The 14,259-nt window shown below is 60.4% G+C and carries 13 protein-coding genes; 7 read left to right on the top strand and 6 right to left on the bottom strand.

Annotation, left to right across the window (positions count from 1 at the left end; translation table 11 throughout):
- Positions 1 to 142 precede the first annotated feature (142 nt).
- Entirely contained in the window at positions 143 to 2,752 is a 2,610-nt protein-coding gene (gene acnB / locus AB4N41_RS24075) for a bifunctional aconitate hydratase 2/2-methylisocitrate dehydratase (protein ID WP_252878185.1), read from the bottom strand.
- Positions 2,753 to 3,219: 467 nt separating this feature from the next.
- Here acnB and AB4N41_RS24070 point away from each other — a divergent pair, with 467 nt between their 5' ends.
- Positions 3,220 to 3,690, top strand: coding sequence for a DUF1289 domain-containing protein (locus AB4N41_RS24070; protein WP_024013275.1), 471 nt, complete (start codon positions 3,220 to 3,222; stop codon positions 3,688 to 3,690).
- An 86-nt stretch (positions 3,691 to 3,776) separates the two neighbouring features.
- Here the strand turns inward: AB4N41_RS24070 and AB4N41_RS24065 are convergent, their stop codons facing one another.
- Positions 3,777 to 4,640 (bottom strand): universal stress protein, encoded by an 864-nt coding sequence (locus AB4N41_RS24065; RefSeq protein WP_041480840.1) that lies wholly within the window; start codon positions 4,638 to 4,640, stop codon positions 3,777 to 3,779.
- A gap of 160 nt (positions 4,641 to 4,800) precedes the next feature.
- On the opposite strand from AB4N41_RS24065, the gene AB4N41_RS24060 reads away from it, so the two are divergent.
- From AB4N41_RS24060 to AB4N41_RS24050, 3 genes are all read left to right on the top strand, one after another.
- Positions 4,801 to 5,409 (top strand): MiaE family protein, encoded by a 609-nt coding sequence (locus tag AB4N41_RS24060; protein WP_041480839.1) that lies wholly within the window; start codon positions 4,801 to 4,803, stop codon positions 5,407 to 5,409.
- 262 nt (positions 5,410 to 5,671) lie between these two features.
- Positions 5,672 to 6,379 carry a winged helix-turn-helix domain-containing protein gene (locus tag AB4N41_RS24055; RefSeq protein ID WP_137214904.1) on the top strand — a complete coding sequence of 236 codons (708 nt, stop codon included), beginning with the start codon at positions 5,672 to 5,674 and terminating at the stop codon, positions 6,377 to 6,379.
- Positions 6,380 to 7,666: an ATP-binding protein gene (locus AB4N41_RS24050; protein WP_252876489.1), complete on the top strand. Its 1,287-nt coding sequence runs from the start codon at positions 6,380 to 6,382 to the stop codon at positions 7,664 to 7,666.
- An 85-nt stretch (positions 7,667 to 7,751) separates the two neighbouring features.
- On the opposite strand, the gene AB4N41_RS24045 is transcribed toward AB4N41_RS24050, so the two are convergent.
- Positions 7,752 to 8,240: a GFA family protein gene (locus tag AB4N41_RS24045; RefSeq protein WP_137214906.1), complete on the bottom strand. Its 489-nt coding sequence runs from the start codon at positions 8,238 to 8,240 to the stop codon at positions 7,752 to 7,754.
- A gap of 139 nt (positions 8,241 to 8,379) precedes the next feature.
- On the opposite strand from AB4N41_RS24045, the gene glsB reads away from it, so the two are divergent.
- A complete protein-coding gene (gene glsB / locus AB4N41_RS24040) occupies positions 8,380 to 9,288 on the top strand; it encodes a glutaminase B (RefSeq protein ID WP_024013269.1) in 909 nt (302 codons plus the stop codon).
- Positions 9,289 to 9,470: 182 nt separating this feature from the next.
- A complete protein-coding gene (locus AB4N41_RS24035; RefSeq protein WP_460138119.1) occupies positions 9,471 to 10,973 on the top strand; it encodes an aldehyde dehydrogenase family protein in 1,503 nt (500 codons plus the stop codon).
- Positions 10,974 to 11,092: 119 nt separating this feature from the next.
- On the opposite strand, the gene AB4N41_RS24030 is transcribed toward AB4N41_RS24035, so the two are convergent.
- Together AB4N41_RS24030 and cynS are read right to left on the bottom strand one after the other, a co-directional pair.
- Positions 11,093 to 11,752, bottom strand: coding sequence for a carbonic anhydrase (locus AB4N41_RS24030; protein ID WP_095180245.1), 660 nt, complete (start codon positions 11,750 to 11,752; stop codon positions 11,093 to 11,095).
- Positions 11,753 to 11,809: 57 nt separating this feature from the next.
- The gene (cynS, locus tag AB4N41_RS24025) at positions 11,810 to 12,277 is read right to left on the bottom strand and encodes a cyanase (protein ID WP_252876487.1); all 468 of its coding nucleotides are present in this window, start codon (positions 12,275 to 12,277) and stop codon (positions 11,810 to 11,812) included.
- A 122-nt stretch (positions 12,278 to 12,399) separates the two neighbouring features.
- Here cynS and cynR point away from each other — a divergent pair, with 122 nt between their 5' ends.
- On the top strand, positions 12,400 to 13,287 hold the full coding sequence (gene cynR / locus AB4N41_RS24020; RefSeq protein WP_252876486.1) for a transcriptional regulator CynR: 888 nt from the start codon (positions 12,400 to 12,402) through the stop codon (positions 13,285 to 13,287).
- A 253-nt stretch (positions 13,288 to 13,540) separates the two neighbouring features.
- Here the strand turns inward: cynR and AB4N41_RS24015 are convergent, their stop codons facing one another.
- Positions 13,541 to 13,870: a hypothetical protein gene (locus tag AB4N41_RS24015; RefSeq protein ID WP_252876485.1), complete on the bottom strand. Its 330-nt coding sequence runs from the start codon at positions 13,868 to 13,870 to the stop codon at positions 13,541 to 13,543.
- Positions 13,871 to 14,259: the final 389 nt, after the last annotated feature.

Below are 14,259 nucleotides of genomic sequence, written 5' to 3'. Positions count from 1 at the left end.
CTCTGCGTCACGCTTGGGGACGCAGAGCGTCCGGGGCTGCGTTCCAACGCGGAGCGTGGGAACGATCAGAATGCTTGCCCGGCAGGCATAAAAAAACGCCGCTCATCTCACGATGGGCGGCGTTTTTTATGGCCTTGCAGCGTTAGGCTTGAACGACCGGGATCTTGGCGTTCGCAGCAGCTTCACGGAACTCGGCGATCTGGTCGAAGGACAGGTAGCGGTAGACATCGGCCGCCATGCTGTCGATCTTGCCAGCGTATTCCATGTACTCCTCGACGGTCGGCAGGCGACCCAGGATCGAAGCAACGGACGCCAGCTCGGCCGAGGCCAGGTAGACGTTCGCGCCGTCGCCCAGACGGTTCGGGAAGTTACGGGTCGACGTCGAGACCACGGTGCTGTTCGGCTCAACGCGTGCCTGGTTACCCATGCACAGCGAGCAGCCTGGCATTTCCATGCGAGCGCCAGCCTTGCCGTAGATGCCGTAGTAGCCTTCTTCGGTCAGTTGGTGAGCGTCCATCTTGGTCGGCGGCGACAGCCACAGACGGGTTGGCAGCTGACCCTTGACCTGATCCAGCAGTTTACCGGCAGCGCGGAAGTGACCGATGTTGGTCATGCACGAACCGATGAACACTTCGTCGATCTTCTCGCCAGCAACGCTGGACAGCAGACGGGCGTCGTCCGGATCGTTCGGCGCACACAGCACAGGCTCGTTGATGTCGGCCAGATCGATTTCGATGATTTCGGCGTATTCGGCGTCGGCATCGGCTTCCATCAGTTCCGGGTTGGCGATCCAGGCTTCCATCGCTTGGGCGCGACGTTCCAGAGTACGCGCATCGCCGTAGCCTTCGCCGATCATCCAGCGCAGCAGGGTGATGTTGGACTGCAGGTACTCGGTGATCGACTCTTTCGACAGCTTGATGGTGCAGCCGGCAGCCGAACGTTCGGCCGAGGCGTCGGACAGTTCGAACGCCTGCTCGAGGGTCAGACCTTCCAGACCTTCGATTTCCAGGATGCGGCCGGAGAAGGCGTTTTTCTTGCCTTTCTTCTCGACGGTCAGCAGACCGTTCTGGATAGCGAAGTACGGAATGGCATGAACCAGGTCACGCAGGGTGATGCCAGGTTTCATCTTGCCTTTGAAGCGCACCAGGATCGATTCCGGCATGTCCAGCGGCATGACGCCAGTGGCAGCGGCGAACGCGACCAGACCGGAACCGGCCGGGAACGAGATGCCCATCGGGAAACGGGTGTGCGAGTCACCACCGGTACCGACGGTGTCCGGCAGCAGCATGCGGTTCAGCCACGAGTGGATGATGCCGTCACCCGGACGCAGGGAAACGCCGCCGCGGGTCATGATGAAGTCAGGCAGGGTGTGGTGGGTGGTCACGTCGATCGGCTTTGGATAAGCCGCGGTGTGGCAGAACGACTGCATCACCAGATCAGCGGAGAAGCCCAGGCACGCCAGGTCTTTCAGTTCGTCACGGGTCATGGGACCTGTGGTGTCCTGAGAACCCACGGTGGTCATCTTCGGTTCGCAGTAGGTGCCAGGACGCACGCCTTGGCCTTCTGCCAGACCGCAAGCCTTGCCGACCATTTTCTGCGCCAGGGTGAAACCCTTGGTGCTTTCAGCCGGAGCTTCCGGCTTCTTGAACAGGTCGAACGGCGGCAGACCCAATTCGGCGCGAGCCTTCTCGGTCAGGCCACGGCCGATGATCAGCGGGATACGACCGCCGGCACGGACTTCGTCCAGCAGCACCGGGGTTTTCATTTCGAAAGTGGTGATGACTTCGTCGGTACCGTGCTTGCAGACTTTGCCAGCGTGCGGGTACAGATCGATCACGTCGCCCATGTTCATGTTCGACACGTCGAACTCGATCGGCAGGGCGCCGGCATCTTCCATGGTGTTGTAGAAGATCGGAGCGATCTTGCTGCCGAAGCAGAAACCGCCAGCGCGCTTGTTCGGCACGTACGGGATGTCGTCGCCGAAGAACCACAGCACCGAGTTGGTGGCCGATTTACGCGAGGAACCGGTACCGACCACGTCACCGACGTAGGCGATCGGGAAGCCCTGGCCGCGCATTTCTTCGATCTGCTTCATCGGGCCGGTCTTGCCTTGCTCGTCCGGAACGATGCCGTCACGGGCCATTTTCAGCATGGCCAGGGCGTGCAGCGGGATGTCAGGACGCGACCAGGCGTCTGGCGCAGGGGAGAGGTCGTCGGTGTTGGTTTCGCCGGTAACCTTGAATACGCGCAGGCTGATCTTGTCGGCCAGCACCGGGCGCTTCTTGAACCACTCGCCGTCAGCCCAGGATTGCAGCACGGCCTTGGCGTGAACGTTGCCGTTCTTGGCTTTTTCGGCGACGTCGTGGAAGGCGTCGAACATCAGCAGGGTGTGCTTGAGTTCTTCGGCGGCGACTGGCGCCAGCTCGGCGTCGTCCAGCAGTTCGACGAGGGTGACAATGTTGTAGCCGCCCTGCATGGTGCCGAGCAGTTCTACAGCGCGTTTCTTGTCCAGCAGAGGGGAGGTGGCTTCGCCCTTGGCCAGGGCAGACAGGAAACCGGCCTTGACGTAGGCGGCTTCGTCCACTCCAGGCGGTACGCGATTGGTGATCAGGTCAACGAGGAAAGCTTCTTCGCCAGCCGGAGGGTTCTTCAGCAGCTCGATCAGGCCTGCTGTTTGTTCGGCGTTAAGCGGCTGGGGAACGATACCCAGGGCTGCACGCTCTTCGATATGTTTGCGGTAGGCTTCAAGCACAGTTATTACCCTCATCAGTGGTCCCAAATGGGTGTCCGGGACGCTCATCCCGAAATTGCCGTACTCATGCGCCTCACGACGTTGTGGGTCGTTCGGCCAGAATTACCGGCAATTCCTTACAGAAGCTGCTTTCAAAGTTTTACGCCTGCAGAACGGGGAGCTGATGAGGGTTGGCGTTGGGCTTTTCCCCGCTGGAAAAACCCCTCGCCAACACCGCTCTGAAGGAACGACTGTGCTCGTGACGCTTTGAAAACAGCTTCTAACGGACATTGGCGCCTTAAAAGGCTGGCTGATTCTACGGCAAAAAAAATTTAAAGGTAAGTCGCGCTCTATTGGACTTTCGTGGCAATCAGCGCGGCCGGAGCAAACCTGCGACGCCGGCGAGACCTTGCTGTTTGAGGGGTGATCAATGCCCGACAAAGGGCTAACATGCCGGCCTGTTCCGCGTTTCAGTGTTCTGCCCATTTATGCCCAATCAGACCATCAAGACCCCCTGCGTCGGCCTCTGCTCCACCGTTTACGGTGACCTGGTGTGCCGTGGCTGCAAGCGTTTCCATCACGAAGTGATCCATTGGAACGGATACAACGAGGAGGAAAAGCGCGCGGTGTGGCTGCGTCTGGAGCAATTGCTGTCACAAGTGATGGCGAGCAAAGTCGAGATCTTCGATCCGGCGCGCCTGCGCGAGCAGCTCGAACAGCGCAAGATCCGCTTCGTACCGCATCAGTCGGAATATTGCTGGGCCTATCAGCTGATCGCCCGGGGGGCGCGGGTGATCATTAATCTCGAGGCGTACGGGATGGTGTTGCTGCCGGAATTCCGCGACTGGAACCTGCCGGAACTGCGCGATGCCATTGATCGGGAATTCTTCCTGCTGTCGGAAGCGCATTATCAGCGCTACATCGCCCCCGGCTTTCTCAAAGACGCCTTTGGCGCCTGAACAGCAAAAGATCGCAGCCTTCGGCAGCTCCTACATGGGAATGCGTTCTACCTGTAGGAGCTGCCGAAGGCTGCGATCTTTTGCTCTTAATGTTTCACGGCCAGTTCCACCAGATGATCCTCAACCTCCTGCGGCTTGAGCACCAGCACATCGCTTTCCAGGGTATCCAGCACCGCTTCCGCCGTATTGCCGATCAACGCGCCTGACAAACCACTGCGCGCTACCGTGCCAATTACCGTTACCGCCGCCTGGAGCTTGTGCGCCATGAACGGGATCAGCACATCTGCCGGGCCTTCCTCGATGTGCAGGTGCTCGTCATCGACATCGAACTCCGCCTGAAACGCCCGGCACTGCTCGCGGTACTTGGCTTCTATGGTCGATTTGAGCTGAAACGTCGGGTCTGCCGCCGAGAGCATCGGCGACGGATGCGCGGTGATCACATGCAGATGCGCCTTGGCCAGACTGGCGATGTCGTAGCCGTGATCAATGATGGTGCTGTGCAGATGCCGATGCTCACCGTCGGCATTGCCGACATCGACCGCAGCCAGGATCACTTTGTCCTTCCACGAACCGGCGGTTTTTACCAGCAGCACCGGGGTAGGGCAGTGGCGCAGCAGCTTCCAGTCGGCCGGGGTCAGCAGGGCTTTTTTCAGCGAGCTGTCGGGGAAATGCTGTTTGATCACCAGGCCGCAACCCTCGGCCTGCTGCACATCGATGATGGTTTCGTGCAGGCTCTCGTTCCATGCCTGTTCGGTGGTCACGCTGTACCCTTCGGCAAGCAACGCCGCCTTGAGCACGCTGAGCAGGCCGGCGTGGTCATGCTTCTTGTCACACACCAGCAGATGCAGATGGGCCTGGGTGACACCGGCGATCAGCTTGGCGCGTTTGAGCGCCAGGCTTTCTGCATGTTCAGGTTCGATGACCACCAGAATGCTGCGAATGGCTTGCATGAGCGGAGTCTCCAGCAAAGAAAAGGCACGGCGTTGCACAACTATAGTTGCTACCCGAACGTCTGCGACTTGATGCATATCAACAGCCGTCGCTGGTGGTCTGCGGGCAGGCCGGTATAATCGGCGCCCTTCGCTCGAACACCTTTTTACCGTGAGCCCCATGATCCTTCCCGAAATCCACGAATTCCTTGGCTGCCGCACCCCCGACGCCTGGGTCCAGGCGGCACTGGCCGATCAGGAAACCCTGCTGATCGACCACAAGAACTGCGAGTTCAAGGCCGCCAGCACGGCGCTGAGCCTGATTGCCAAGTACCACGCCCATGTCGACCTGATCAACATGATGTCGCGCCTGGCCCGGGAAGAACTGGTGCACCACGAGCAGGTCATGCGCATCATGAAACGGCGCAAGATCGAGCTGCGTCAGCTGCACGCCGGCCGTTACGCCTCGGGCCTGCGCAAAGTGGTGCGCAGCCACGAACCGGTGAAACTGGTGGATACGCTGGTGGTTGGTGCCTTCATCGAAGCGCGCAGCTGTGAACGCTTCGAAGCACTGGTGCCGCATCTGGACGAAGAACTGGGCAAGTTCTATTTCGGTTTGCTGAAAAGCGAGGCGCGGCATTTTCAGGGTTATCTGAAACTGGCCTATCAGTATGGTGATGCCAAGGATGTCGCGCAGGTGATCGAGCGCGTCCGTGCGGCCGAGCAGGAACTGATCGAGTCGCCGGACGAAGAATTCCGCTTCCACAGCGGTGTGCCGGTCGCTGCATGATCGGGTAGGAGCTGCCGCAGGCTACGATCTTTTGATCTTGTTTTTACAAATCGAAAATCAAAATATCGCAGCCTTCGGCAGCTCCTACAGAGGTCCGCAATTCAATCGGACATCATTGTCGGATTGTAAAAAAATCTTAAAAGTATGAAACATCACCGAAAACCGGCCCAAGTGGCCGGTTTTTGCTGTCTGCCGTGATCGCCTGTGCGATGAATGCCAGCATAATATCGGCCCTTCCACGTTTGGCTTGGCAACGGTTGTTATGGATAACCTGGGTTTTGGCAAAGTCCTGCTGGTCGAAGACGATGAGCGTCTCGCCGCACTGATCGCACACTTTCTTGAGCAACACGGCTACGAGGTGCGCACGGTGCATCGCGGCGATCTCGCCATGGCTGCATTCCTGGAATTCAAGCCGAAAGTGCTGGTGCTCGACCTGATGTTGCCGGGGCAGAGCGGTTTGCAGGTCTGTCGGGAAATTCGCAGTGTCTCGGACACGCCGATCGTGATCCTCACCGCCAAGGAAGACGATCTCGATCACATCCTCGGTCTGGAGTCCGGCGCTGACGATTACGTGATCAAACCGATCAAACCGCCGGTATTGCTTGCGCGGCTACGGGCGCTGCAACGGCGGCAGACGCCGGACACCAGCGTGGTGAGTTTTCTTGAGTTCGGGCAATTGAGCATCGACCGCAGTTGCCGGGAAGTGCGCTTGGCCGGTGAGCTGATCGAGCTGACCACCATGGAGTTCGAATTGCTCTGGTTGCTCGCCAGCGCGGCAGGCAAGATTCTTTCCCGCGATGACATTCTCAATCGCATGCGCGGCATCGCTTTCGACGGCCTCAACCGCAGCGTCGACGTGTACATCAGCAAATTGCGCAACAAACTCAAGGACAATCCCCGCGAGCCGGTGTGCATCAAGACCGTGTGGGGCAAGGGCTATCTGTTCAATCCGTTCGCGTGGGAGCTGTAGATGCTGCGTTTGTTCCTCGGGCTGTTTCTGGTGATGACGGTAGGGCTGGTGCTGGCGTTGCAGACGGTCGAGCACACCTTCAACGCCTTGCTCGACAGCCAGACGCAGGATTACAACCGTGAAGCCGTGCGCGGTCAGGCGTGGTCGCTGGTCGATCATCTGCAAGGCCGCCAAGGGGCCGAGCGTGAACAGAAACTCGATTCATTGCGCGCGCACTATGGTCTGTCGCTGAGTCTGGTCGAGGCCGATCAACTGGCCCTGACACCGCAGGAAAAAGCCGAGCTCGCGCGGAACCTGTTGGTGATCCGCGACGATTACACGCAGTTCATCAGCAACATCGATGGCGGCTCGCAATTGCTCAGCATCAAGCTGCCGCCGGAGCCGAGCCTGATGCCGTTCTACATCACCGCGGCGTACATGATGCTCGCAGTGCTGATCGGCATCGTCCTGTTTTTCTGGGTGCGTCCACACTGGCGCGATCTGGAAAAGCTGCGGCTGGCGGCCGAGCGTTTCGGCGACAACGATCTGTCGGTGCGCATCCAGTTGTCGCGGCGCTCGAACATCCGCGATCTGGCCGAGCACTTCAATCTGATGGCGGCGCGCATCGAGGGCTTGATCGCCAATCAGCGCGAGCTGACCAATGCGGTGTCCCACGAATTGCGCACACCGATCGCGCGGCTGTCGTTCGAGCTCGATCAGCTTAAACAGCAACCCGACGCGAGCCAGAATCGCGAGCTGATCGCCGACATGTACGCGGACCTCGGTGAGCTGGAGGAGATGGTCTCGGAGCTGCTGACCTACGCCAGCCTCGAGCACGGCGCGACAGTGATCAAACGGGAGAATATTCACGCAGCCGATTGGCTCGACAGCGTCGTCGGCAGTGTGGCGCTTGAGGCCGAAGCAGTGGGCGTGCAGCTGTCGATCACCGATTGCCAGGTCGACACTGTAAGCATCGAACCGCGCTTCATGGCGCGCGCGGTGATCAACCTTCTGCGCAACGCCATTCGCTACGCCGAGCAGCGCGTCGAGGTGTCGCTGCTGCGCAATGGCGATGACTATGAAGTGCGGGTCAGCGATGACGGGCCGGGTGTGCCGCTGGAGGGACGGGAAAAAATCTTCGAACCGTTTTCCCGACTGGATGCCAGCCGTGATCGGCGCACCGGTGGTTTCGGACTGGGCCTGGCGCTGGTGCGGCGGGTGTCGCAGTCCCATGGCGGGCAGGTTGAGGTTGGCGACTCGGTGTGGGGCGGGGCGCTGTTCAGGATGACCTGGGCGCATCTGGACTGATTGATATTGCGTGACCCGGTCCCTTCGCGAGCAGGGGATCGCATTCCAAATGTGGGAGCGAGCCTGCTCGCGAAGGGCGCGGTGTTCAGCGAGTTACACCGAGTCGCTCATGCCACTGGGCGATCGATTCTTCGGGATATTCATCAAACTGCTGATCCTTCGGCTTGGCCTCCACCTCGACCCACGGCGCTTTCGAGCCAAGCATCAGGTGCGTGTGTTCCGGCGGCACCGGCAGTGGCGTGTCGATCGCCGAGGCGAATGGGTGAATCAGCTCCGGCCACTCCGGGCTGAACAGCCACAGGCCGCTGCCGCACAGCGAGCAGAAGTGGCGTTCGGCGCTGCTGCGATGGGCGCGCTTGTCGCCGTCAGCTTTCATCTTCGCGTGATAAATGCTGATGTTTTTGCGTCCGCGAACCTTGAGAGTGGTCGCGTCGCCGCCAAGGTTGATCGCATAACCGCCGCCGCCCTGAGTCTTGCGGCAAATCGAGCAATAGCAGCGTTGATAGGGATAAGGATGGGCGCTGTCGAGGCTGAACGTGACTTCGCCGCAATGGCAGGAGCCTTCGAGGTGCATGGTGCTCTCCTGTGTCTGAATGGTCTGCTTCAGCCTAGAACATTCTGCTGGATGCTTGCCGGTGTGATGCGACCGGCGGGCGCAGCGTCTAGCCCCAGTGTCCCCGCGATCCCATGGGGCGAGACTTTCGGAACCCGGCATGCAAGCGCTGTTGAACGAGATCCTTGACGCCGTCCGGCCCCTGATCGGGCAGGGCAAAGTTGCTGACTATATTCCCGCCCTCGGCACGGTACCGGCCAACCAGCTGGGCATCGCCGTGTACAGTAACGATGGCGAAATGTATTGCGCCGGCGACGCTGAAACGCCGTTCTCGGTGCAGAGTATTTCCAAGGTATTCAGCCTGGTGCAGGCCATCGATCATTCCGGCGAAGCGATCTGGGAGCGGCTTGGCCACGAGCCGTCCGGCCAGCCGTTCAACTCGCTGGTGCAACTGGAATTCGAGCGCGGCCGCCCGCGCAATCCGTTCATCAATGCCGGTGCGCTGGTGATCTGCGACATCAACCAGTCGCGCTTCGCCGCGCCGACACTGTCGATGCGCGACTTCGTCCGGCGTCTGTCGGGCAACCCGCAAATCATGATCGACGGCAAGGTCGCCGACTCCGAATACCAGCATCGCGCGCGCAATGCGGCGATGGCCTATCTGATGCAGTCGTTCGGCAACTTTCACAACGATGTCGAGGCGGTGTTGCGCAGCTATTTCAGCCACTGCGCACTGCGCATGAACTGCATCGATCTGGCCCGGGCGTTCTGCTTTCTGGCCAATGACGGGTTCTGCAAGCACAGCGGCGAGCAGATCCTGACGCGCCGCCAGACCCAGCAGGTCAATTCGATCATGGCCACCAGCGGTTTGTACGACGAGGCGGGCAATTTCGCCTATCGCGTCGGCTTGCCAGGCAAGAGCGGGGTCGGCGGCGGCATCGTTGCGGTGGTGCCGGGGCAGTTCAGCGTGTGCGTGTGGTCGCCGGAGTTGAACGCCGCCGGCAACTCGCTGGCGGGGATGGCAGCGCTGGAACTGCTGAGCTCGCGGATTGGCTGGTCGGTGTTCTGAAGACACACCACGATTTCCAGTGTGGGAGCGAGCCTGCTCGCGAAGAGGTCGGCACATTCAGCATTGATGTCGTCTGCTCGGACGCTTTCGCGAGCAGGCTCGCTCCCACCGGGTGCAGTGTTGCTTTGCAGGATCGTGTTCTATACATTTTCCGACCGCCCTCTGCATGGTGAATCCGCTTCATGTCTCTTGCGCTCGAACGTCTAGTCGCTGGCACGCCGATCCCTTTCGCTGGTAACCGCGTCACCGTGGTCAGCCCCGAACTGGCCGCGCGGTTTCAGCCCGGTGACCATCTGCTGGTCGAGCAGGTCAGTGGCGAGTTGTTGCTGATCCCCGTGGCCGATCAACAGGCCGCCTCGGTGGCAATCGAGCGTGCGGCTGCGGCATTCACAGCGTTGTCGGCGGTGTCCGATGAAGCCATCAGTCAATTCTTCGACCTGTTTGCCCAGCGCCTGGAAAATCCTCAGTGCTGGACGCAGATCGAAGGCGCCAACCGCACCGACATCGAACGGGCCAAGGCGCGCGGTCGCTCGACCACACGCTTGCTCGCCGATGAACGCATGCGCCGCGACATGATCGCCGGGCTGCGCGCCTGGCGTGATGCGCCGCCCACGCGGGGCAAAGTGATCAGCAGTGTCGAGCACGACGGCTGGAAGGTCGAGCAAGTCGTCTCGCCGCTGGGCATCGTCGCCTTTGTCTTCGAAGGCCGGCCCAACGTATTTGCCGACGCCGCCGGGGTGTTGCGCACCGGCAACACCGCAGTGCTGCGCATCGGCAGCGATGCGTTGGGCACTGCGCAAGCCATCGTCACTCACGCTTTGAACCCGGCGCTGGCCGAAGCCGGTTTGCCGGTGGGGGCGGTGTCGTTGGTCGAAAGTGTCAATCACGCCGCCGGTTGGGCGATGTTCGCCGATCGGCGTCTGTCGCTGGCGGTGGCGCGCGGCTCGGGCCGTGCGGTCAGTCAGTTGGGCAGCATCGCCCAGCAGGCCGGCACTGCCGTCAGCCTGCACGGCACCGGCGGCGCGTGGCTGATCGCCGACCGTGACGCCGACGCCACACGCTTCGCGGCGGTGGTGCGCAACTCGCTGGACCGCAAGGTCTGCAATACCATGAACGTCTGCCTGATTCAGCGCGAACGCGCCGATGAGCTGGTGCCGCTGTTCCTCGAAGCTTTGAAAGACGCCGGTACTGCGCGCGGCCAAGGCTGCAAATTGCACATTGTCGCGGGCAGTGAACGTTACCTGCCAAGTGAATGGCAGAACGCAACGGTCGAGGTTTATCGCGCCGAGGGTTACCGGAACGAAGCGCTGGCCGAATCCTTGCCCGAGTCGGACCTGGGCCGCGAGTGGGAATGGGAAGAAACCCCGGAAGTCAGCCTGATGATTGTCGACGATCTGGATCAGGCGATTGCGCTGTTCAACCGTTACAGCCCGCAATTCACCGTGTCGTTGATCAGCGAGGCGGCGGCGGTTCAGGAACGCTTCTACAACGCGGTGAATGCGCCGTTTGTAGGCAACGGCATCACCCGTTGGGTCGATGGCCAGTACGCGTTGAACAAGCCGGAGCTGGGCCTTTCGAATTGGGAGAGCGGGCGCCTGTTTGCGCGCAGTGCGATTCTTTCCGGTGACGGCGTGTTCACCGTGCGCAGCCGAATGACTCAGGTAGATCTCACGGTAAAACGCTGATCTGTTGATCGTTCCCACGCTCCGCGTGGGAATGCAGCCCGTGACGCTCCGCGTCACTGGACGCAGAGCGTCCCTAGAGGCATTCCCACGCAGAGCGTGGGAACGATCACGGTGGGGAGTCAGGCAGCGTGGCTGGCTTGCGCGCTGATCGCGCAAGTCTCAGGCCGCTCGGCCAGCGGCACAAAGGTGCGACGATCGGAAGAGAGTGCGTCGATCGAACCGGTCTCGATGTCGTAAACCCAGCCATGCAGATTCAACCGGCCTTGCTCCTGGGCCAGGCGCACACTCGGGTGGGTCTGGATATTCGCCAGTTGCGCGATCACGTTCTCGCGCACCATCGAACTCAATTTCGCCGCGTCGCTGCCATGCACGCGCGCTTCGTTGACTACCTTCGCCGATTCGGCATGCTGCAGCCAGCCACTGACAGCGGGCAGGTGATCCATGCATTTGCACTGGGCAATTGCGGTCATCGCACCACAATCGGAGTGGCCGCAAATCACGATATCGGTCACCCCCAGCACTGCCACCGCATATTCCACCGTCGCCGACACCCCGCCCGGATGCGGGCTGTAGGAGGGCACGATATTGCCGGCGTTACGGATCACGAACAGCTCGCCGGGCTCTTGCTGGGTCAGCAGCTCAGGCACCACACGGCTGTCGGAACAGGTGATGAACAGCGTGCCGGGTTGCTGAGTCGTGGCCAGGTGTTTGAACAGTTCGCTGCGTTGCGGGAAGGCTTCGTTCTGGAATTTCAGGAAGCCGTCGATCAGGGCTTTCATGGCATGTCCTCGTGGCAGAAATGAGATGGCCCGCACGCAGGGTGCGGGCCGGGCGTATCAGAACGGACGCAGCGGCAGGAACTTGCCGTCGAGGGTCACCACGGCGCGGGAGCCGCCTTCCGGGTCTTCGACTTTCTTGATGTCCAGTTTGAAGTTGATCGCACTGATGATGCCGTCACCGAACTGTTCATGAACCAGCGCTTTCAGCGTGGTGCCGTAGATCTGGATCATTTCGTAAAAACGGTAGATGGTCGGATCGGTCGGCACGCCGCTGAGGCTGCCGCGCAAAGGAATGATCTGCAGAGCGGTGACGTCATCTGCGCTGAGGTCAAGCTTGTCACCGACCACTTGAGCAGCGTTTTCCGGCAACGGATGCTGGCCGAGCAGGGCGGCGGTGACATAAGCCAGGCTGAGGCCGGTGCCGTCAGCGAGATCCTGCCACGACAGATCTTTTTTCGCCTTGGCGTCGAGAACGCGGGTAGTCAGGGCCAGGCTGTTGTCGTTGTAGGCGTGGGACTGTTGCATGATGTCACTCCTTTCAGGGGTTGGCTTGCTGTGTGTGGAAGCAATGTTGCGCCGGTCGATTCATAGCGTCCAAGACCGATATACAATGCTGCGCATAAGCCCTGCCTATAGATGGTGTGTTCATGCTGTTGCGACACTTGCGTTATCTGCTCGCCGTTGCCGATCACGGCGGCTTCACCCGCGCCGCCGAAGCGCTGCATGTATCGCAGCCGACGTTGTCGCAGCAGATCCGGCAGTTGGAAGAAACCCTCGGCGTCAGCCTGTTCGATCGCACCTCGCGCACGGTGAAACCGACCGATGCCGGCGCGGCTTATATCGAATGCGCGCGGCGCGTGCTGGTGGAGCTGGAAGCCGGGCAGCGCGCCTTGCACGATGTGAAGGATTTGTCACGCGGCACCCTGCGCCTGGCGATGACGCCGACGTTCATGGCGTATCTGGTCGGGCCGTTGGTGCGTGATTACAGGGCACGGTTTCCCGGGATTCATCTGGAAATCTTCGAATTGTCGATGGACGACATCGAGGCCGGGCTGGCGGATGATTCGCTGGATGTCGCGATCGCGTTTACCCCGGTGCGCAATGCCGATATCGAATGCTTACCGGCGTTTACCGAGACGCTGGGGATCATGGTCGGGCCTGGGCATCCGCTCTATGGCAGCCCTTCGGTGTTGACGCCGGCGGAATTGGCATCACTGGATTTCGCCTTGCTGGCGCCGGGCTTCATTACGCGGTTGTCGGTGGATGAGTATTTCCGTGAGCAGGGGATTACGCCTCAGGTGCGCATCGAGGTGAATTCGGTGAGTACGCTGCTGGAAGTGGTGCGGCATGCGCCGCTGGCGACCATGCTGCCCGAGGCGATAGCCAGCGAAGACCGCGCGTTGCGCCGCTTGCGTGTTGAAGGGGAGGCGCCGCAGCGGGGAGCGGCGTTGTTGCGGCGCAGGAATAATTATCACAGCGCGGCGGCGTTGGCGTTTGTGGAACTGGTGCTCGGCATGAAAAGCCCCTCACCCTAACCCTCTCCCAGCGGGAGAGGGGACTGACCGAGGTGTTTGGTCAAGTTACGCCGACCTGAACGAGCTTCGTTGACTCATAATCGCCACGGTCATTCAGGTCTACGGTTGAGCTGAGGCAACTCGGTCGGCTCCCTCTCCCTCGGGAGAGGGCTGGGGTGAGGGGCGACGGGGGCACTCACGCCGCATAACTCAAAAGAACAACAAAGGGCCTGCTCCCAATCGGAAGCAGGCCCTTAGTCAAATAATCTACAACTCAATAAAACCGATCAATCACCCGAACTTCATTTTTGTTCTGCATCGAATCCCACGCCTGTTTCAGCGTTTGCAGCACTTTGCCAATGAAGTCCTTGTCGGCCGCAGCCTTCTTGCCGACATAACCGTGGCCGCGGCGGTACATCTTCAGGCGGGCCAGCAGGTTCTGGTGGTTGCGGTCGAATTCTTCTTCGCCAGCGTGAGGCGACAGGCAGTCAATGTGTACCTGCCCCGACTTGCTGATCCAGAGAATATGGCTGTCGTGGCTGTCTTTCTGCGCCGCGAACATACGCGCCAGTTCTTCGATGGTGGGTTGATTGTTCAGATTCATTGTTATGCCCCTTGACCAGTCTGGTGATCTTTCAAAGTTGATTCGCTAATACAGGTAGCCCATCGGTTAGTTGATCCCTGGCACCGAAACCAGGACGTCAGCGTTCGCCCGTGTGAAGTACGGGGTCGTGCATCTGTTGCATGTAGTCGTGTTGAATAACTGCTACGCAATAGCGTCACAACGAGGAGAAGCAGCGAAAACCGGGAGGCTCCTTGACGACAATCCAGTGTCGGCCACAAGCGTCTTGAGAATTTTCGCCAGCGCTTCTCGTCCTTGTACTGGACGTTCAGGCCAGGTCAGCTTCTTCAATCTGCCTTGTGGGCAGCGTGTATCCGGAAAAAACAACTCGGCGGTCAGACGAGTTTGCTCAAGCGTGTTACCAGTGCTCC

It is taken from the genome of Pseudomonas sp. S2_A10, from assembly GCF_054668465.1.
Note: the sequence above shows the minus strand (reverse complement) of the source record. Positions and strands in the feature narration are given on the sequence as shown.

Excerpts from the sequence above, each read along its gene's own strand:
- AB4N41_RS24045 (WP_137214906.1), bottom strand. The coding sequence starts at position 8,240 with ATGCACCTCGAAGGCTCCTGCCATTGCGGCGAAGTCACGTTCAGCCTC.
- AB4N41_RS24015 (WP_252876485.1), bottom strand. The coding sequence starts at position 13,870 with ATGAATCTGAACAATCAACCCACCATCGAAGAACTGGCGCGTATGTTC.
- cynR (WP_252876486.1), top strand. The coding sequence starts at position 12,400 with ATGCTGTTGCGACACTTGCGTTATCTGCTCGCCGTTGCCGATCACGGC.
- AB4N41_RS24030 (WP_095180245.1), bottom strand. The coding sequence starts at position 11,752 with ATGAAAGCCCTGATCGACGGCTTCCTGAAATTCCAGAACGAAGCCTTC.
- AB4N41_RS24035 (WP_460138119.1), top strand. The coding sequence starts at position 9,471 with ATGTCTCTTGCGCTCGAACGTCTAGTCGCTGGCACGCCGATCCCTTTC.
- AB4N41_RS24050 (WP_252876489.1), top strand. The coding sequence starts at position 6,380 with ATGCTGCGTTTGTTCCTCGGGCTGTTTCTGGTGATGACGGTAGGGCTG.
- cynS (WP_252876487.1), bottom strand. The coding sequence starts at position 12,277 with ATGCAACAGTCCCACGCCTACAACGACAACAGCCTGGCCCTGACTACC.
- AB4N41_RS24060 (WP_041480839.1), top strand. The coding sequence starts at position 4,801 with ATGATCCTTCCCGAAATCCACGAATTCCTTGGCTGCCGCACCCCCGAC.
- AB4N41_RS24055 (WP_137214904.1), top strand. The coding sequence starts at position 5,672 with ATGGATAACCTGGGTTTTGGCAAAGTCCTGCTGGTCGAAGACGATGAG.
- glsB (WP_024013269.1), top strand. The coding sequence starts at position 8,380 with ATGCAAGCGCTGTTGAACGAGATCCTTGACGCCGTCCGGCCCCTGATC.
- AB4N41_RS24070 (WP_024013275.1), top strand. The coding sequence starts at position 3,220 with ATGCCCAATCAGACCATCAAGACCCCCTGCGTCGGCCTCTGCTCCACC.
- AB4N41_RS24065 (WP_041480840.1), bottom strand. The coding sequence starts at position 4,640 with ATGCAAGCCATTCGCAGCATTCTGGTGGTCATCGAACCTGAACATGCA.